The sequence below is a fragment of the Pseudorhodobacter sp. genome, from assembly GCF_034675685.1.
In the GTDB taxonomy this organism is placed as follows: domain Bacteria; phylum Pseudomonadota; class Alphaproteobacteria; order Rhodobacterales; family Rhodobacteraceae; genus Pseudorhodobacter.
In genome coordinates, this window is sequence record NZ_JAUCDA010000019.1 from 34,350 (window position 1) to 52,921 (window position 18,572).

Below are 18,572 nucleotides of genomic sequence, written 5' to 3' on the forward strand. Positions count from 1 at the left end.
GGCTGCAAGGACGCAAAGTGGGGCTGGCCCTTGGGCCCAGAGCAGGCTAGCCGGACGCGCCCTGAATATAGCGACGGGTATAGCGCGCACCCAGACCTGTCAAAATCTCATAGCCGATTGTATCGCCGGCCTCGGCCAGATCATCAACCGATTGCTGTGGGCCAAGGATATCAAGCGTGCGCGGCGCCTGTTCAAGATGTGAGACGTCAACCGTGATCATATCCATCGACACCCGGCCAACCACGGGGCAGGGCACATCGCCCGCCCAAAGCACGGCGCGATTGCCAAGGGCGCGCAAAAGGCCATCGGCATATCCGCCCGCAACCGTGGCGATCTGGCACGGGCCCTCGGCGACCCAGGTACAGCCATAGCCGACGGTTTCGCCGATGGTCAATTCGCGCAACTGAATCACGGGAAGCGACAGGGCGACCACCGGCAGGGCCTCTTCAAAGGGCAGACCACCATATAGGCCAATGCCGGGGCGCGTCAGATCAAAGTGATATTCCGGGCCAAGAAAGATGCCCCCGGTTGCGGCAAGCGAGCGGGGCACATCAATGCCATCGGTCATTGCGTGAAACTCGGCAAGTTGGAAGGCATTCATCTCATGCTCTGGCTCATCCGAGCAGGCCAGATGGCTGATCAGGATTTCAGGACCCGCGTCGAGCACAAAAGCCGCAACCGCCTCCCATTCGCTTGCTTCCATGCCAAGTCGGTTCATTCCGGTATCAAGCTGGATGCCAAAGGAATGGCCGGGCAGAGCCTCAAGGTGGCGGGTGATCTGTTCAATGGAATTGAGCATCGGCGTCAGGCCAAGGTCACTGATCATATCGGTGTCGCCAGCCATATGGCCGGAAAACACCGAAATTTGCGGGCCATTGCCAAGGGCCTGGCGCAAGATGGCGCCCTCTTCGGCGCAGGCCACGAAAAAGCGCCGCGCGCCGGCCGTGGCCAGCGCCCGTGCAACCCGGCCCGCGCCCAAACCATAGGCATCGGCCTTGACCACAGCCGCTGTCTGGGTGTGGGCGCCGGATAAACGATCAAGCGCGCGCCAGTTGGCGGCGATTGCGTCGAGGTCGATGGAGAGGGTTGCTGTAGACATAAGATTGTTTTGACTGCTTGTGGTTTCAGGTCAAGAGGAATCGGCGTTTGCCGCAGCTATTGGCCCCCTTGCCGCAGGCCTTTGGATGGGCGGCGGCGGGGAGCCACGCTTGGGGCCATTGAGGCCCCTGCGCGCGGCACTGCCGTGGCTTTGTGGCAAGGGGCGGTACAGGCCCGCGATGGCATGCGTTTGGGGTGGGCCGATTCAGGTATTTCAGCCAAGATGAAAAAAGACGGGGCTGCGGCCGAGCCAATGCCACGCCCCTCTTTTGCGGTCAATAGCCTTGGTCGCTGCCTTCTTGCCAGGCTTTGACAAGATTGCCAAAGCGGGTGAATTTGCCTTCGAAGGATAGTTCCACCGAACCGATAGGGCCGTGGCGCTGCTTGCCGATGATGACCTCGGCCTTGCCATAGACGCTTTCCATCACCGATTTCCATTGTGCCATTTTTTCCAACTCATGGTCGCCCGGCTTTTCACGCTCTTTATAATATTCGTCGCGGTAGACGAACATCACCACATCGGCATCTTGTTCGATCGAGCCGGATTCGCGCAGGTCGGAGAGTTGCGGGCGTTTGTCTTCGCGCGACTCGACCTGACGCGAGAGCTGCGACAGGGCGATGACGGGGATGTTCAGTTCTTTGGCGATGGCTTTCAGGCCCTGGGTAATCTCGGACACTTCGTTAACCCGGTTTTCGCCCTTGCCGGTCCCTTTGAGCAGTTGCAGGTAGTCGATTATCAAAACATCCAGACCATGGGTGCGTTTCAGGCGGCGCGCGCGGGCGGCCACTTGCGAGATGGGCAGGGCTGGCGTGTCGTCGATGTAAAGCGGGCAGGCCTCAAGGCTTTTGGCGGCCTCGACAAAGCGGCGGAACTCGGCCTCGGTCATGTCGCCGCGCCGGATTTGTTCCGAAGGCACCTCGGACGCCTCTGACAAGATCCGCGCCGCCAACTGTTCGGCGCTCATTTCCAGAGAGTAAAAGCCGACAACCCCGCCCTCTACCGCGCCTTCCGAACCGTCAAGCAGGCGGCCGCGCTTATAGGCCTTGGCAATATTGAACGCGATATTGGTGGCAAGCGAGGTTTTGCCCATCGACGGGCGCCCGGCAAGAATGAGCAAATCCGACGGGTGCAAACCGCCAAGTTTCTTATCCAGATCAATCAGCCCGGTTGACGTGCCCGCCAGCCCGCCATCGCGTTGATAGGCGGCGTTGGCGACATTGACAGCCTCGGTTACCGCCTTGAGAAAACTTTGAAATCCGCGTTCGGCAACGCCCTGCTCACCAAGTTTGTAGAGCCGCTGTTCGGCCTCGATTATCTGCTCTTTGGGCTCGGATGCGACATCTACTTTGGCGGCCTTGGCGGCAATATCGCGCCCCAGGCCGATCAATTCGCGCCGCACGGCCAAATCATACAGCATCTGCGCATAATCGCGCGCCGCAAAGCTGGAAATCGCAGCACCCGCCAGCCGCGCCAGATAAGATGGCCCGCCAAGCTCTTTCAGCCCCGCATCATCTTCGAGAAACGCCTTCAGGGTGACGGGCGAGGCGAGGGCGTTTTTCTGAATGCGCGCGGCGGCAATCTCAAATATCCGACTGTGGACCGGGTCATAGAAATGCTCGGCCTTCACAAGGCTGGAAATACGGTCATAGACATCGTTATTGGTCAGGATCGCGCCCAGAAGTTGCTGCTCGGCCTCGATGTTATGGGGCAGGGATGCCGTTTCAACCTGTGCTGGAAGTGTGTGCTTGATCGCGGCGATTTCGTTCATGACCTACCTCTTTATCTGCCCGCCTGTCTTCTACGCCATGAATGTGCTGGCCTGAAAGGCCAATAACTCTGTGGATAACCATAGCGAAACCCTGTGGAAAACCGCAAGACTTGTAGAATACACGCCCAACCCTACCATATCTTGCGGAAAACCACAAAGGCCCCCGCCAGATCGGCGATTCTTGGCCGGGTTGTCCCCAAAGCGCCCGCAAAAAAATATCTGGGGGTAACTTTGGCGTCAGGGTTTCGCTGTGTGGGCATCTTGCCAGGCGCGGGGCGCAGTCAGGAAACTTTCAACCTCGGTCAGGGTTGCCTCATCAAAGGCGGCGCTGGCGCGGGCCTCGGCCAGCACATCCCACCATGTACACAGATGATGCAATGTCACGCCATGATCGCCCAGCTTTTGCACCGTATCGGGGAAAATATCGTAATAAAATATCACGGCGGTATGCGCGCAGCTTGCGCCGGTTTCGCGGATGGCATCGACAAAGGACAGCTTGCTGCCGCCATCGGTGGTCAGATCTTCGACCAAAAGCACGCGCTGGCCTTCGGTCATCACCCCTTCGATACGGGCGTTGCGGCCGTAACCTTTGGGCTTTTTGCGCACATAGGTCATCGGCAGCGCCATGCGTTCGGCCACCAAAGCGGCAAAGGGAATGCCCGCGGTTTCGCCGCCCGCGATATTGTCGAAGGCCTCAAACCCGGCATTGCGCATGACGGTGACAGCCATGAAATCCATCAAGGTGGACCGGATGCGCGGATAGCTGATCAACTTGCGGCAATCAATATAGGTCGGGCTTGGCAGGCCCGAGGCCAGCGTGAACGGCGCGGCTGTATTGAAGTGCACCGCTTTGATTTCCAACAGCATCTTGGCAGTCAAGCGAGAGATTTCAGCGGCGGGCGGAAAGCTTGTGGGGATCATTGCTTTGGTCCTTTGTGCCGCATCTGTTTTCAATTATCCCCGCCAAGGGCTGTGCGGACAGGTCGTGTGCCCAAGGCGGGTGTGGGGGAACAGATGCGGGATCAGCAGTCCACATGCCAGTGCACGGGAAAGCCGGGGTTGAAAACGGTAACGGGGCCTGCTTCGGTCAGGATTTTATCAGGCCATTTGGCGGGCTCACCTTTTGTCAGGGTGATCGTTGCCTCGTTCACGGGCAGGCGATAAAAGCCGGGACCGTTGCGGGCGGCAAAATGTTCCAACTTGTCCAGCGCGCCTTCCTCTTCAAACACATGGGCCAACAGGGCCATGGTGTTGGTGGCGGTAAAGCAACCGGCGCAGCCGCAGGCATGTTCTTTCAGCGCGTCAACATGGGGTGCGGAATCTGTTCCCAAAAAGAACCGCGCCTCGCCCGACGTGGCGGCGGCGCGCAGGGCAAGCCGATGCGTTTCGCGTTTGGCCACCGGCAGGCAATAATAATGCGGCTTGATCCCCCCGGCCAGGATATGATTGCGGTTGAGGATCAGGTGATGTGTGGTGATCGTCGCCGCCAGATCATCGCCAGCGCTGCGGGCATAAGCGACGCCTTGCATTGTTGTGATATGTTCCATCACCACCCTTAGGCCGGGCGTCGCGCGGCGCAGCGGGTCCAGCACGCTGTCAATGAACACCGCCTCACGGTCGAAAATATCCACCTCGGGGTCGGTCACCTCGCCATGGACGCACAGCGGCAGGCCAATTTCGGCCATCTTTTCCAGCACGGGGCGCACCTTGTCAAAGTCGCGCACACCGGAATTGGAATTGGTGGTGGCACCAGCAGGATAAAGTTTCACGGCCTTGACCAGCCCGGATGCAGCCGCGGCGGCGACATCAGCCGGGTCTGTGCCTTCGGTCAGGTACAGCACCATCAACGGCTCGAACGTCATGCCTTTTGGCAAGGCTGCCATGATGCGGGCATGATAGGCGGTCGCATCGGCCAGCGTGACCACCGGCGGCACCAGATTGGGCATGATGATCGCACGCGCGAAATGGCGGGCGGTTTCGGGCAGCACGCCGTGCAGCACTGCGCCATCGCGCAAATGCAGGTGCCAGTCATCGGGGCGGGGCATGGTAAGGCTATGTGTCATGGCGCCAAGCGCTAGCCTATTCGCCGCGCGTTTTCCAGAGACAAAAGCCGAAAATCGCGCAATGCCCTGATCGCCTCTTTTGCCACAGGGCTTGGGCCTGTAGCGCCTCCAGTTCCGATTGAAACCACCTTGGCGCCGCCAATCCCGAGGCAGGGGGGGTGGCTGCGTTTCAATACGGTAAAGCCAGGCGCGCACAGGCACAATCGGGCCGTGCCCGGCGCTTTTTGTTTGCTGTTGCGGTGTATCAACAGGCCGGGTTTACAAACGGGGCAGGTTATTGTTCCTCTAGTGAGCCGCTTTTTTCAAGCCTTTCCAGATATTTACGAAATCCAGGGGCGCGTAGCCTGCTGGTCACGGATCGGCAGATCATGGCTTCGCGTCTGGGGTGGCCCGCCTCGCCACAGGCCCGTAAAATCCAACGCAGATAGCTGCCAAAGCCGCGGCGTTCGCGCCAAAGATTGCTATAGGTTCTGGCTGTCAGCTTGCCCTCGCAGGCGGCCTTCACCAACTTTGGCAAAATTCCCATTTCAGACAAAGCCGCGCTTGCACTGTCGCCCAGAAAGCGTGCCTTCAGGTTGATGACATGGGGTTTGCGAAACAGCGCTACATGCATCGCATCCAGCCGCATATAAGGATCATGCAGGGTGAACACCTGGTTGGCCCCCTCTATCATATCGGGGGCATAGCCGTAGCGATCATTGAAATTCAGGCGGCGGGCGTGCATGAATCGGGTATCCCAACCGGCGATCTCGGGGTCGAGCGAGGCGCGGGGTTGCACAAGCAAAGCGGTGCAGCCAGGGGCCACGACCGAAAAGGCCGCCGCCGCATAGGCGCCCATGCCTGTGCCATAAAAGACCACGCGGTCATAATCGTCAAAGAACGATGTATCCACCAGCCTGTCCAGATAGGCAAAGACCGCCTTGTCACGATACCAGGTTTCGCCTTCGCTGATCAGGCTGAGATGTGACCAGCCGTTTTGCGTGGCCTGGCCAAAAATATGCGGCATCTGGCCCGGTTCCAGCGCTTGTATATCTTCCAGCCGATCAAAGCTGACAACCAGCGTGCTGCCGTCTTCATTCAAGATTGCCCAGTGATGTTCGCCCAACGCCTCGAACGCCCCGGAACCCTCGCCCATTTCACGCAACAAAGCCAGCCATCGCGCGCGGTCAAAGGGCTGGGCAGGTTTGGGGGCAGAGGCTTTGGTCTCTTCAATTTGGGACATAGGGAATTTACCACTCACACTATTCGGGTTTCGGCACAATTTGACTGTAAAGATATATATGCCTGCGTGACGTGGCACAAAAGGGGCGCAGATCTGGGCAATACGGTGGCATGAACGGGTTTTTGCGAAACAGCCAGTCAGGATTGTTGCCAAGCTGGGGTCAAACCCTGGGGTTCGGTTTGGCCCCGTGCTGCCAGATCAGCCGCGCCTGACTTTCGGTCAAGCACCGGGCTGGGCGTGACAGCATAAGCCGCCCGAACAACTCGCGCCAGTTTTCATCCTGCATCAAATCTGCAAAGCGCTGTTTGCGCCAAAGCACCGCGTTTTGGTGCAGGTCATTCAGGACAATGTCGGCGCGCAACTCGGCCAAAAGCGGTTTGCTGCGGGGGGCAAGGGCCTGAATGCTCAGGTCCTCCACCTCGCTGAAGTTCCGTTCTGCCCAATAGCCCAGATCAAAGTTTGAGGCGTCACGATTGGCGCGCCCGCGGTCACATTTCACCAAATAGCTTTCCATCGCCCCCAAGGCATAATGGTTCAACTGCGCCAGCCCGTAATTGTCACGGCCAAAAGGTGAGAAAATGCGCCCGCGGTGAAACTCGGGCGGCAATTCGCGCCCCGTCCCATCAAACCAGCGCTGGGCATCGGTATTTCGCGGGCTGCGTGGCCGATGAACGCCCAGCTTTTCATAGCTGCCATCATTGCGAAACAGCGTTTTGAACAGCGCCGCCCGCCAAGGCCAATGCAGCACGGCAGGGGCGGTCCGGGTAAAGACCTCTGTGACAGGACGATCTTCATAACCGATGAGGCCCGCATTGCCAAACAGCCGCCACGTCAACGGAATTGCCGTGGCCTGGGGCAGGGCGGCCAGCAGCGCGGGCAAGCGGTGGTCACCCACATGGATATTGACGAACTCATCAATGTCGAAAACCAAGATCCAATCGGCCGCTTTGACCAGCGGGTGTTTGTCGGCCGCTTTCAGCGCCGCCCATTGCGGCCCCTCATTGTGCGGGCCATCGTTGCGGATATGGGTCAGGTGCCCCATTTCTTGCAATCGGTCCAGGATTGCATCGGTGCCATCCGTGCAATCATTGGAAAATACAAGAAAATCGGTAAAGCCACAGGCCCGGTGATGCGCCAGCCATTCCAGAATGAATGCGCCTTCATTGCGCAGTGTCAGAATGGCGAGGGCGCGCATGTGGTCAGCCTTTCTGCCGGGTCTGCCTGTAGGCGCGCGCCAGTGGGCCGCGTTTCTATCAGGCGTTTCTGGAAAAGCGCTGGATATTTCCCTTGATCCAGGCGCCCGCTGCCTGCGGTGCGGCGGTATAGTGACAAGTCAGCTTTGGCTGGCCCCCCTTTCGCCACGGCCCCTGAGGCACGGCAGCGCTTCGGCAGGCCGCCAAAGCCGGTGTTTGGAAACCCTGTCCCGCTCAATGCCCGGCCTCACCATCATGTTCTACCGTAAAGAAAAAATCCGGGGCAAGGTCGCGTTCATGCAAATCCTCGGGAATAACGGCCGGGCCGGCAGAAAACACTGCCGACCCAAAATGTTGCTGCAATTTGCACAGCCGTTCCATACGCGCGCCTGTCAGCTCGGCGTAGAAGGTGCGATAGTTTTCCGTCTCCAGCAGCTCCGCAATCTTGGCGCGGTGGCACGCCACAGAAAATTGATGCGCCGCGCGGATATCGGGGTCGGCCATCAGCCGGTCATATTCGGCCCGCATCAAGGGGATCATGCGTTGAATGGATTGGTCTTGTTGCAGATTATGATTCATCCGAAACCAATAGTTCAATCCCTGATCCCGATCGACATGGTTCACCCGGCCCCGATCACGCTTGACCAAAAAACTTTCAGCCGAGCGAACGGCGTAATGATTCAGGCTGACCCAATCATAGCCATAAGTTTCTAGCGTAGAGCGCCAGCCATTGCGGAACATCGTGCGGGGCAGGGGCTTGCCTGACCCGTTCAGCCATTTTACCCGGTCCCACAGATCAGGGATCAAGCCCTTGGGCCGATGCACCCCCAGCTTTTTATAGATGTCGATATTGCGATACAGCGTCTTGAATCCCCAAGCCTGATGCGGCTTGCGGATCACCTCGGGCGCGCAGGCGGTGAACTGCTCCAGCAAGAAATGGTCTTTATAGCCGTGCACATCATTATTGCCAAACAGCCGCCAGGTCAGCGAGATCATATTCGCCTCGCCCATCGCTTTGTAAAGCGCGTTCAAAGTGCCGTCACCGATCTTGATGTTGATAAACTCATCCACATCCATGCAGATGCCCCAGCCGCAGTCTTGCATCACAGGTTCGGATTCCGCCGCCTGCAAGGCCGCGTGCTGTGGCTTTAGCTGGCCGCCCGGAACGAACGGGTTTACCCGATGCTGCACGATGCCCTTGGTTTGCAACATATCAAGCATGGTATCGGTGCCGTCGGTGCAATCATTGGTATAAATCAGGAAATCATCGACACCGATCGCGCGGTGATAGGCCAGCCATTCAAGGATAAACGGGCCTTCGTTTTTCATCGTTGTCACAATCGCCGTGCGCCCGGCGCGGGTTGCGGCTTTGGGCGCGGCCTTCATTTCCGAAACGGGGGCACGAACGGGTTTATGGAAGAAGACGTGTTCGGCCATGGCGACCAGCGCGGCGCTTTCAACCAATGAGGTCTTGGGGGCCAGTTCCGAGGCATTGCGCCCCGGCACCTTGATCGCCATCGCCCGGAAAAACGGCAGGGCCGACTGCGGGTCCGGGTTGGTATAGGCCACCCGCATCATCCGCCATGTGTTTGACAAACCCGCCTTTTTCGGGGCGACGCCCCAGCGCATCACCGGCTTGCCAATATCGAACGGCGCGCAGATATGGTCACCAAACAGCGCCTCTGCGCCATTGCGCACGCGCCACGGGTAAATGCGCTGACCCGCCAGCAAGATCACGCCATTTCTGGCCGTGACGCATTGGTCAAAGGCATTTTCTGTACCCTCGGGGGGCGGGGCCAGAATATCTGGCACATCCAGCGTCAGCACCGCGCGGGCAGCGGCCAAAAACCGCCATTTCACCGCCTCAAAGATCAGGCCTTCGCCCAAAGGCGCGCGCCACGGGTCGGGCGCTGGCGGCTCCATGCGGTCCTTGCCGGGGGCATCGGGGGCAAGGAAAGGGTGGTTTTCCGGCCCATAGCCCGGCTTGCCCAGTGGCACCGGACAATCCAGCAGCACAAGGCGGATATCAATATCTTTCATCGCGTTGGCCAGCTTTGCCGCCCAACGCGCCGGGTTGGCATCGGGCAGGCGGTTCACAATCAACGCCCCTGTCGCGCCGTGATGGCGGGCATGATAGCCCAGCCATTCGGCAATCTGCGCCGGGCTTTCCTCGGTCCGAAAGCCGAGCAGGCAATTGCGCCCCGCCAGATACGCATATTCCGCTGGTGTCGCCTCCAGTTCCAGCGTTGTGCCATCGGCCCGCGCCAAAACCACCGCGCCCTCGGCCTCGACGGCTATCATTGCCGCGCCCGAGACATCGCGTAAATCCAGCGGCACAGCGCAGCCCGCAACCGGGTCGGGGGCAAAACTGTCAATTCTGGTGCCATTGCCGAAAAAGAGATGCACACGGCTGGATGAAACCCGCACAGTTTCCAAAAGCAGGCCCAAACCATCGGCACCCAACACCCGCGCGCCCAATTGGCGGTGGAGCATCTGGCCAATTTCCTCAGCCGGTTTTGTGGGTTTCTTGCCCATAACTTGCCCCATTCATCCCTGAAAAGCGACCTTATGCCACCTTTGCCCGATGGGTTTATCACGGAAATGATGCACCGGCCAAGCAAACCCTGAGGATAATCACCGCTAGCCATTGGCAAATCATCATAATTTCGACAGATTGTATCTTTATGGCTGTTTGCCTTGAGGCCTTTCTTACATATCGCTGTCTGAAATCAAGGATTTCAACGCGTTATGTGGTAGGTTATGTTTCAAGTCAAAGTCGAAACGCGATATCTGCATCAGTGACCGGGCGCAGACCACCGCAACGACGCCCAGAAAAAAATCAGGCCATGGGTGTGGCCAGACAACAGCAAGGCAGCAAAGAATGGCACGGATACGCGAGGTTGGCACAGTTTGGATCGGCGGCAGTCTAAGCTGGATGGAGCAGCTTTGCCTGAAAAGCTTTGTGGACCAAGGCCAGAAGATCACGCTTTTTTCCTATGCAGATATTCCGAATGTGCCGGAAGGGGTTATCTGTCGCGATGGGCGCGACATTCTCGATACCGATGATTTTATCAAATATGAAAAGAAAGACAGTTTCGCGCTGTTTGCCGATTATTTCCGCATTCATATGATCGCGCAAAACCCCGGCATGATCTGGGTTGATACCGATGTGTATTGCCACCGGCCCATGGCCTATGACAGCGATTATGTGCTGGGGTTTGAATTGCCGGGCGAACACCGGGTGAATAATGCGGTGCTGGGCCTGCCTGCGGATTGCGCGATGCTGGCCGATATGCTGGATTTCATGCAAGATCGCCACGCGGTGCCGCCGTTCCTGAAACAAAGCCTGCAAGAGGAATACCGCGCCGCAGCCGCAGCAGGCGCGCCGGTGCATGTCAGCCAGCAGCCCTGGGGGGTCTGGGGGCCGCTGATGGTAACGCATTTTGCCCATAAACATCAGATTTTGGACAAGGTGCAGCCGCTCGACGCGTTTTATCCGATCACCTTTCCCGATCGGCTGAAATTCCTGCGCCCCGCAGGCAAGCTGGAAAAGCTGTTGTCGCCCCGGACCACGGCGCTGCATCTTTGGGCCTCGAACAAACGCGAGTTGGGGCGGCGGCATGGTGGCGTGCCGCCCGAGGGCAGCTATCTGGCCGCCTTGCTGGCCCGCCATGATATCCAGCCCGAAACCGCGCCGATCACGGGCCGGGGGCGGCATGTGTTTGATGCGGGGCTGGTGGGGCTGGTGCCACTGGATGCTGTGGGGCGCTTTGCCGATATCGGCGGCACGGCGCAGGCCACAGCGCTGGCGGCCTGGGGCAAATGGGGCTGTGCGATTGACCTGATTGATATTGACCCCAAGGGCGGTTGGCCGGAAACCCCATCCGATTGGGTCGCCCCCTATCGGCAATTCCTGACCGATAACGGCGTGCCCTTTGACCGGATTCGGGTGGTGGCCAAGCCAGAAGATCTTGTGCCAGCGCAGCTTGTCACCAACCTGTCGGGGTTTGGCGATGTGCACAAGATTGGCCCTTTGGACGTGGTTCTGAACCGTGGCCTTGCCCCGTCGGGCTGCCTGATTACCGATATCCGCAAGGGTTCGGGCGCATATCCGTTTTTAAGACCGCGCGGCACGGTTGCGCAACTGAGCAGCCGAAATGAGGGTGGCAAAGACATTCATCGGGTTTTGTTTACCGCTTCGGATGTCATCGTTCCGATGGTCGCGCAAGCCGAAGAAAGCTGGGCCGAAATCGCTGCTGGCCTGGCGGGCAAGGACGGGTTTTACCGCGAAGGGGGTGAGCATGCGATGCTGTTCATCAAGCGCTCGGATACATTGGTGGTGACGTTTGACAACCTTGATATCGCGATGGAAAAACGCGATGACAAGCGGCCTTGGGGGTTTGCCTTTATTGAGAAACAGGGCTGGTCGATGCTGGGGGTGACGGCGGCGGGCTGGACCTGGTTTCGTGACCCTTGGGTGTATGCGCAGTTTGATGACTTGAAAGAAAATGGGTTTTTCAAGCCTTTCAAGCGCGTGGTGTTTTACGGCGCATCAATGGGCGCCTATGGGGCCTGCGCCTTTGCGCTCGCCTGTCCTGGGGCGGATGTGGTGGCAATCTCACCGCAATCAACGCTGGACAAAACGCTGGTGCCGTTCGAGACGCGGTATAAAACCGCTTGGGGCCGGGATTTTTCGGGGCCGTATGGCGATGCGGCCCATGTGTCGGCCACGGCGGGGCGGGTCACGCTGATCTATGACCCCTATGAGCCGCTGGATGCAGGCCATGTGAACCGCTTTAACGCCGCGAACGTGGTGAAACTGCGCGCGCCGCTGTTGGGGCATCGGTTGGGGTCAAGCCTGCAACAGATGGGAATTCTGTCGCCCATCGTGCTGGCCGCGTTGAATGGCACCCTGAGCGAAGCGGAGTTTTACCAAAAGCTGCGGGCGCGCAAAGGGTTTGCCCGCTATCAAAAAGAGCTGTTCAAACGGGCCTTGGACAAAGGCCACCCAGAGCTTGCCCGCCGTATGGGTCGCTGGGTGCTGACCCATGGCGGCAACCGGCATATTCGCAAGGCGATGGAAAAGATGTAAGGGGCCTCTCCCGCCATTCGTTGCGTTTTGCCAAGGCAAAAAGCGCCTCAAGGTTGGGCCGGGCCGCACCCCTGAAAAGGGGCGCGGCGGTTGCGCCCAAAGGCAAAGGGTTATCGCAGTCGCCATGAGAACCGTTGGGAAATCGCGGCTGCGCGATGGCGAAGGCCGCCGCTTTCAAAGCCGTCCTGACCCGAAACCTTATCCCTTTCCAAAATGACAGCTTGTTTTTTGCTACGCAGATTGCTGTGATAGGGGGAACCGTTGAGGAGGGCATAGGATGCAGAAGCGCATTTTTTCCATGTTTGCGGCGGCGTTCCTTGTGGCGTCGATGGCCGTGTTTGTGACCTGTGGCGCAGCGGCGGAAACGCTGTATGTCAAGCAAACCAATGACGGTTATCTGAACCTGCGCACGGGGCCGGGGGTGCAGTTCGACATCTTGCAGCGCATGTATCCCGGTGATGCGGTTGACGTGCTGGAGGTGAGCGGCACATGGTACCGCGTGCAGCACCAAGCCGGGCGCATGGGCTGGACTTCGGGAAAATTTCTTGAGGCGCGTCTGGCATTCGGTCAATTGCTTACCGTCACGCAAACCAATGACGGCTATCTGAACCTGCGCGCCGGGCCGGGGGCGGGCTATGATATCATTCGCCGCATGTACCCCGGCGACCGTGTGCGCCTGCTGGATGCGCAAGGCGCATGGCGACGGGTCGAGATGATAAATGGCGTGGCGGGTTGGGCGCATGGGGGCTATTTGATGGAATGATCGGGTATCTGGGCCCGATATCATCATGGCGTTTTGATGTTGACCCGAAACAGAGCCCATCACATACCGCGTTGAAATCCAAGACTTAAGGCCGCGATAGATGCGCCAGATTCAAGGCGAAACGCTTTGGCGGTTTCACGCTTGATGAACCACTCGGGGATCGGACAAAATCTGCGGTGATCAGATGGGGTGCGCGCCCCTTGGCGGCGCTATGCCTGCGCATCGCAGGCAAGGGGCCCTCCGCCGAATTGTAGCCGGCGGAGGGGGAATGGTCTTAGAAAAACGCCTGCAAGCCGGTGATCGCACGGCCCAAAATCAGGGCGTGCACGTCATGGGTGCCTTCATAGGTATTCACCGTTTCAAGGTTCACCATATGGCGCATGATCTGGTAATCTTCCTGAATCCCGTTGCCGCCATGCATGTCGCGGGAATGGCGGGCGATTTCCAGCGCCTTGCCGCAATTGTTGCGCTTGACGATAGAGATCATCTCTGGTGCGGCATTCGCCTCATCCAACAGCCGCCCAACGCGCAGGCTGGCCTGCATACCCAGCGAAATATCAGTCATCATATTTGCCAGTTTCAGCTGGTAAATCTGGGTTTGCGCAATGGGTTTGTTGAACTGCTTGCGGTCCAGCCCGTATTGGCGGGCGGCATGCAGACAAAACTCTGCCGCGCCCAGAACACCCCATGAAATGCCATAGCGCGCCCGGTTAAGGCAGCCAAACGGCCCTTTCAAGCCTTCGACATGTGGCAGCAAGGCATCTTCGCCCACTTCCACATCCTTCAATACGATTTCCCCGGTGATCGAGGCGCGCAAAGAAAGTTTGCCACCGATTTTCGGTGCCGAAAGCCCCTTCGTGCCCTTGTCCAGCACAAAGCCGCGAATCTTGCCGCCATGCGCGTCAGATTTCGCCCAGACCACGAAAACATCGGCGATGGGAGAGTTGGAAATCCACATTTTGGCGCCGTTCAAAACATAGCCATTGGCGGTTTTCTTGGCGACGGTCTTCATCCCGGCGGGGTCAGAGCCTGCATCAGGCTCGGTCAGGCCAAAACAGCCAATCCATTCGCCGCTTGCCAGTTTGGGCAGATATTTCTTGCGCTGTTCTTCAGAACCATAGGCATAGATCGGATACATCACCAAGCTGGATTGCACCGACATCATCGAGCGATAGCCCGAATCCACCCGCTCCACCTCACGCGCGATCAGGCCGTAAGCCACATAAGAGGCGCCAATGCCGCCGTATTCCTCGGGCACGGTCACACCCAAAAGGCCCATCTCGCCCATCTCGCGGAAAATGCCGGGATCGGTGGATTCGTCACGATAGGCGGCCGTGATGCGGGGTTGCAGCTTTTCCTGGGCATAGGTGCGGGCAGCATCGCGCAGCATCCGTTCTTCTTCGGTCAATTGGTCGTCGATACGAAAGGGGTCTTCCCAATCGAAACGGCCCAGATCGGGGGCATCCTTGGCTTTCAGTTTTGGCTTGTCCATCGCGCGGCTCCATTTCAGCAGGGTCTGGCTGTAAATAGCCGCAAACCGACCCGTATTCAAATGAATAAGCTTTGCAAGTTGATGAGCTTTGCGCATAAAGTCAGGGGATGCGCCACGCCTATACCCCCACCTTGCCCGAACTTCAGGCCTTTGTCCAAGCCGCCCGCACCGGCACGGCCACCCGCGCCGCCGCAGCCCTTGGGCTGACGCAAAGCGCGATCAGCCGGGCGCTGACCACGCTTGAGGCGCGGCTGGGGGTGGCGCTGTTTCACCGTATCCGCCAGCGTCTTGTGCTGTCCGATGCTGGCCGCGCGCTTTTGCCCGAGGCCGAGCGGCTGCTGGCCGATCTGGACCGCGCAGCGCTCACCGTCATGTCCTTTGGCGGGCACCGTGATGTGCTGCGGTTGGCGGTGTTGCCGACCTTTGCAGCCCTTTGGCTGATCCCGCGATTGTCAGATTATGCCGCCCTTGCGCCCCAGGTCACCTTTGACATGACCGCCACCCTGACCCCGTTGGATTTTGAACGTGACCCGCGCGATGTTGCCATTATCCGGGCGCAACCCCCGCTGCGGGGCGCGCAGATGGATATTCTGGCCGAGGAGCGGCTGGTCGTGGTGGCCGCCCCGGCGCTGTTGCCCAAGGTGGGAAAGCTGGAAGATGCCGATCTGGCCCGCCTGCCATTGTTGCAGCAGGCAACGCGGCCGAACCTGTGGCTTGATTGGTTTTTGAACGCGGGGCTGGACCCGATCACCATTTTGCGCGGCGCGCGGTTTGAACAGTTCGGCATGGTGCTGGCGGCGGCACGGGCGGGGCTTGGGCTGGCGCTGGTGCCGGAATTGTTTGTAGCGCCTGACCTTGCTGCGGGGGGATTGCGGCTGGCCTCGGCCCGGTCGATGATTTCGGGCACGCCCTATGCGCTGACCTATCCGCAGCGCAGCCTTGAGATTGCGGCATTCCGGCAGTTTCGCGACTGGATTTTGGCCGATGCCCCGAAACAGCCTTTGCAGGAAATACCGCAGGCTTTGGCTTGACCCTGCCGCCACAGAATGCCGACGGTGCGATGGGGGCTGGAACGCAGCTTGACAAAGCGTTTCAAGTCAAAGACGAAACGCCGTAACAGCAAGAGTTCGCCGCACGGCCTGATCAGCCGCGTTGCAGCTTTACCGGCTCAGATCGCCCAAGTTTCAGGAAATGTGCCATGAAAGGTTTGGTCGCGTCTTCGTCGCGCGTCGCCGCATAAAGGCGCTTTGTGATCACTTGCGGCCCCAATGGACGCGTCACATAATCTGCGTTGCTGCGCAAATCCCGCAGCACCCAATCAGGTAGCACAGAAACCCCCCGGTTCGACCCCACCAGCATCAAGATTACGGCGGTCAGCTCTACCGCCCGTGTGCCGCGGGGTTCCACCTTGGCCGGCGTCAGCAATTCGGTGAACACATCCAGCTTGTCGCGCGTTACCGGATAGGTGATCAGCATCTGGTCGCGAAAATCCTCGGCCTCGATCATCGGTTTTTTCGCCAGCGGGTTTTGGGCGCTGGCAACGAACATCGGGTGATAATCAAACAGCGGGTTAAAAACCACATTCGCCAAAGCTATGGGATCGCTGGAGATTACCAGATCCACTTCCTCGCGCTGCAAGGCTGGCAGGGCCTCGAAGGCCAGACCTGCGCGAATATCCACATCCACCTCGGGCCAGGCGCGGCGGAACAGTTCCAACACCGGGAACAGCCATTCAAAACAGGCGTGACATTCGATCGCGATATGCAGCCGCCCGGTCTTGCCCGATCGCAACCCGCGAAACTCTTCTTCCAGCGCGTCAATCTCGGGTAAAATCCGTTCGGCCAGCCGCAGCATCCGTATTCCCGCCGCCGACAGTTTCAGCGGCTTGGAGCGGCGCACGAACAATTCCACCCCGGCCTGATCCTCCAACCCTTTGACTTGATGGCTTAGCGCGGATTGCGTCATGTTCAGCATATCGGCAGCACGGGCAAGGCCGCCGGCCTGATGAATGGCCCGGATGGTACGCAGGTGGCGGAACTCTATGTGCATTATGTGGTCAACCTCATAAACATGATTAGTATAATGAATTTGTCTCACATCGCAAAATCGGCGACAAGAGGGGTCAGAGCAGGAGCTTATATAATGACCCAGACACCGAACATCTCATTCGAATTTTTCCCACCGCAAACGCTGGATGCCTCGTTCCGGCTGTGGGACACAGTGCAAACGCTGGCGCCCCTGAACCCCAGTTTCGTATCGGTGACTTATGGGGCAGGCGGCACGACGCGCAAACTGACGCATGAGGCCGTGGGCGCGATTGCCAATAATTACGGGCTGAACGTGGCGGCACATCTGACCTGCGTTGATGCGACCCGCGCCGAAACGCTTGAGATCGCCGAAAGCTATGCTGCGGCAGGGGTCACAGAAATTGTCGCCCTGCGTGGCGATGCCCCCAAAGGGGCGCCGCGCTTTACCCCCCATGCCGATGGTTTTGCCTCTTCGGTAGAGCTGGTTTCGGCGCTGGCCAAGACCGGAAAATTCACCATTCGCGTCGGCGCCTACCCCGAACCGCACCCCGATGCCGCCGACAGCCTTGCCGATGTGCGCTTTCTCAAGCGTAAGATCGACGCGGGGGCGACCAGCGCCATGACCCAGTTTTTCTTTGAGGCGGAAACTTTCCTGCGATTCCGCGATGCCTGCGCCAAAGAAGGGATCACCGCCCCCATTATTCCGGGTATCTTGCCGATCCAGTCATGGGCGGGCACCAAGAAATTCGCTGCCCGCTGCGGCACGCAAGTTCCTGCATGGCTGGATGACGCGTTTGCTGCCGCCAAGCGCGACGGCCGCGAGGAATTGCTGGCAACCGCCCTGTGCACCGAGCTGTGCGATACGCTGATGCAAGAAGGGGTGAAGGATTTGCATTTCTACACCCTGAACAAGCCGCACCTGACCCGTGAAGTCTGCCACGCCCTTGGTGTAACGCCACAAGTGGCTTTGCAGAACGTGGCCTGAGGCTGCGGCAGACAGGTTTTTGAAACGACCCTGGAACCTTAGGGGCGGCGCAATCCGCCCCCTTTTTATTTGCCAGCCCTCATTTGCGTCGTCCAACGCGTGGGATGCCGGATGTTACGGTTTGATATTTTGCGACCGGGTGCGGCGGTTGCCCGCGCGTTCGGTTCCAGAACGCCGGACCACCAAGCCCGATCCACACTGGAATCATCATCAAAAGCCCGGCACTGAAGCCGCCCGCATGTGCCCAATAGGCGACGCCGCCGTCATCACCGGATACAGAAAACCCGCTGAGCAGTTGCAACCCGAACCAGACGATCAGCATCACCCAGGCCGGAATTGGGAAAATCCGGAAAAAGATTACAATAATCAACAAGATATCAATCTTGGCGCGGGGAAACAGCAGCAGATAGCCGCCCATCACCCCCGCAATCGCCCCCGAGGCCCCGATCATCGGCACCCCCGAGGCTGGATCTGCAAAAATCTGCAATCCGGCTGCGGCCAGCCCGGACAACAGGTAAAACCCCAGATAGCGGGCATGCCCCAGAATATCTTCCAGATTGTCACCAAAGATATATAAAAACAGCATGTTACCGGCTAAGTGCATCAACCCCGCATGCAGAAACATCGAGGTGAACAGCCCATGCACGCCATGCCCCGCCATCACGCGGCGCGGCACCACGCCCCATTCAATAAAGAACATGGCAAGCCGGGGCTCATTCGGAACGGTCAGCCAATAGCTTGCGAAAATCCCGACATTCAACAGGATCAGGCCATAAGTGACATAGGGCACCCGCCCCGAAGGGTTATGATCGCGGATCGGAAACATCGCTTCTAACTTCCCGATCCGCAGCCACAGGTCAAGCCCTGT

Annotated in this window: 14 protein-coding genes; 4 read left to right on the top strand and 10 right to left on the bottom strand. The window is 59.0% G+C overall.

Annotated features, from left to right (window positions below):
• Nucleotides 1-46: 46 nt before the first annotated feature.
• From alr to VDP61_RS16880, 7 genes are all read right to left on the bottom strand, one after another.
• On the bottom strand, nt 47-1,099 hold the full coding sequence (gene alr, locus VDP61_RS16850; protein WP_323008024.1) for an alanine racemase: 1,053 nt from the start codon (nt 1,097-1,099) through the stop codon (nt 47-49).
• 274 nt (nt 1,100-1,373) lie between these two features.
• Nucleotides 1,374-2,867 (bottom strand): replicative DNA helicase, encoded by a 1,494-nt coding sequence (locus VDP61_RS16855; protein WP_323008025.1) that lies wholly within the window; start codon nt 2,865-2,867, stop codon nt 1,374-1,376.
• Nucleotides 2,868-3,104: 237 nt separating this feature from the next.
• The gene (locus tag VDP61_RS16860) at nt 3,105-3,788 is read right to left on the bottom strand and encodes an orotate phosphoribosyltransferase (RefSeq protein ID WP_323008026.1); all 684 of its coding nucleotides are present in this window, start codon (nt 3,786-3,788) and stop codon (nt 3,105-3,107) included.
• A 101-nt stretch (nt 3,789-3,889) separates the two neighbouring features.
• Entirely contained in the window at nt 3,890-4,930 is a 1,041-nt protein-coding gene (pyrC, locus tag VDP61_RS16865; protein WP_323008027.1) for a dihydroorotase, read from the bottom strand.
• Between the two features lie 274 nt (nt 4,931-5,204).
• The gene (locus tag VDP61_RS16870) at nt 5,205-6,152 is read right to left on the bottom strand and encodes a phosphoadenosine phosphosulfate reductase (protein WP_323008028.1); all 948 of its coding nucleotides are present in this window, start codon (nt 6,150-6,152) and stop codon (nt 5,205-5,207) included.
• Between the two features lie 160 nt (nt 6,153-6,312).
• On the bottom strand, nt 6,313-7,347 hold the full coding sequence (locus tag VDP61_RS16875) for a glycosyltransferase family 2 protein (protein ID WP_323008029.1): 1,035 nt from the start codon (nt 7,345-7,347) through the stop codon (nt 6,313-6,315).
• 232 nt (nt 7,348-7,579) lie between these two features.
• Entirely contained in the window at nt 7,580-9,880 is a 2,301-nt protein-coding gene (locus VDP61_RS16880; protein ID WP_323008030.1) for a glycosyltransferase family 2 protein, read from the bottom strand.
• 346 nt (nt 9,881-10,226) lie between these two features.
• Here VDP61_RS16880 and VDP61_RS16885 point away from each other — a divergent pair, with 346 nt between their 5' ends.
• Together VDP61_RS16885 and VDP61_RS16890 are read left to right on the top strand one after the other, a co-directional pair.
• Nucleotides 10,227-12,437, top strand: coding sequence for a hypothetical protein (locus VDP61_RS16885; RefSeq protein WP_323008031.1), 2,211 nt, complete (start codon nt 10,227-10,229; stop codon nt 12,435-12,437).
• 277 nt (nt 12,438-12,714) lie between these two features.
• Complete coding sequence (locus VDP61_RS16890; RefSeq protein ID WP_323008032.1) at nt 12,715-13,200, top strand: SH3 domain-containing protein; 486 nt, start codon at nt 12,715-12,717, stop codon at nt 13,198-13,200.
• A 274-nt stretch (nt 13,201-13,474) separates the two neighbouring features.
• Here VDP61_RS16890 and VDP61_RS16895 read toward each other — a convergent pair whose 3' ends face one another.
• The gene (locus tag VDP61_RS16895) at nt 13,475-14,692 is read right to left on the bottom strand and encodes an acyl-CoA dehydrogenase (RefSeq protein WP_323008033.1); all 1,218 of its coding nucleotides are present in this window, start codon (nt 14,690-14,692) and stop codon (nt 13,475-13,477) included.
• Between the two features lie 107 nt (nt 14,693-14,799).
• Here VDP61_RS16895 and VDP61_RS16900 point away from each other — a divergent pair, with 107 nt between their 5' ends.
• Nucleotides 14,800-15,723 carry a LysR substrate-binding domain-containing protein gene (locus VDP61_RS16900; protein ID WP_323008034.1) on the top strand — a complete coding sequence of 308 codons (924 nt, stop codon included), beginning with the start codon at nt 14,800-14,802 and terminating at the stop codon, nt 15,721-15,723.
• Between the two features lie 112 nt (nt 15,724-15,835).
• Here VDP61_RS16900 and VDP61_RS16905 read toward each other — a convergent pair whose 3' ends face one another.
• Nucleotides 15,836-16,741 (bottom strand): LysR family transcriptional regulator, encoded by a 906-nt coding sequence (locus tag VDP61_RS16905; RefSeq protein ID WP_323008035.1) that lies wholly within the window; start codon nt 16,739-16,741, stop codon nt 15,836-15,838.
• A gap of 93 nt (nt 16,742-16,834) precedes the next feature.
• Between VDP61_RS16905 and metF the strand changes: the two genes are divergently transcribed.
• Entirely contained in the window at nt 16,835-17,704 is an 870-nt protein-coding gene (gene metF, locus VDP61_RS16910; RefSeq protein WP_323008036.1) for a methylenetetrahydrofolate reductase [NAD(P)H], read from the top strand.
• Nucleotides 17,705-17,783: 79 nt separating this feature from the next.
• Here metF and VDP61_RS16915 read toward each other — a convergent pair whose 3' ends face one another.
• Nucleotides 17,784-18,530 carry a rhomboid family intramembrane serine protease gene (locus VDP61_RS16915; RefSeq protein WP_323008037.1) on the bottom strand — a complete coding sequence of 249 codons (747 nt, stop codon included), beginning with the start codon at nt 18,528-18,530 and terminating at the stop codon, nt 17,784-17,786.
• Nucleotides 18,531-18,572: the final 42 nt, after the last annotated feature.

Bases quoted from the DNA above. Each gene is read 5' to 3' on its own strand.
- alr (WP_323008024.1), bottom strand. From the start codon at position 1,099: ATGTCTACAGCAACCCTCTCCATCGACCTCGACGCAATCGCCGCCAAC.
- VDP61_RS16855 (WP_323008025.1), bottom strand. From the start codon at position 2,867: ATGAACGAAATCGCCGCGATCAAGCACACACTTCCAGCACAGGTTGAA.
- VDP61_RS16860 (WP_323008026.1), bottom strand. From the start codon at position 3,788: ATGATCCCCACAAGCTTTCCGCCCGCCGCTGAAATCTCTCGCTTGACT.
- pyrC (WP_323008027.1), bottom strand. From the start codon at position 4,930: ATGACACATAGCCTTACCATGCCCCGCCCCGATGACTGGCACCTGCAT.
- VDP61_RS16870 (WP_323008028.1), bottom strand. From the start codon at position 6,152: ATGTCCCAAATTGAAGAGACCAAAGCCTCTGCCCCCAAACCTGCCCAG.
- VDP61_RS16875 (WP_323008029.1), bottom strand. From the start codon at position 7,347: ATGCGCGCCCTCGCCATTCTGACACTGCGCAATGAAGGCGCATTCATT.
- VDP61_RS16880 (WP_323008030.1), bottom strand. From the start codon at position 9,880: ATGGGCAAGAAACCCACAAAACCGGCTGAGGAAATTGGCCAGATGCTC.
- VDP61_RS16885 (WP_323008031.1), top strand. From the start codon at position 10,227: ATGGCACGGATACGCGAGGTTGGCACAGTTTGGATCGGCGGCAGTCTA.
- VDP61_RS16890 (WP_323008032.1), top strand. From the start codon at position 12,715: ATGCAGAAGCGCATTTTTTCCATGTTTGCGGCGGCGTTCCTTGTGGCG.
- VDP61_RS16895 (WP_323008033.1), bottom strand. From the start codon at position 14,692: ATGGACAAGCCAAAACTGAAAGCCAAGGATGCCCCCGATCTGGGCCGT.
- VDP61_RS16900 (WP_323008034.1), top strand. From the start codon at position 14,800: ATGCGCCACGCCTATACCCCCACCTTGCCCGAACTTCAGGCCTTTGTC.
- VDP61_RS16905 (WP_323008035.1), bottom strand. From the start codon at position 16,741: ATGCACATAGAGTTCCGCCACCTGCGTACCATCCGGGCCATTCATCAG.
- metF (WP_323008036.1), top strand. From the start codon at position 16,835: ATGACCCAGACACCGAACATCTCATTCGAATTTTTCCCACCGCAAACG.
- VDP61_RS16915 (WP_323008037.1), bottom strand. From the start codon at position 18,530: ATGTTTCCGATCCGCGATCATAACCCTTCGGGGCGGGTGCCCTATGTC.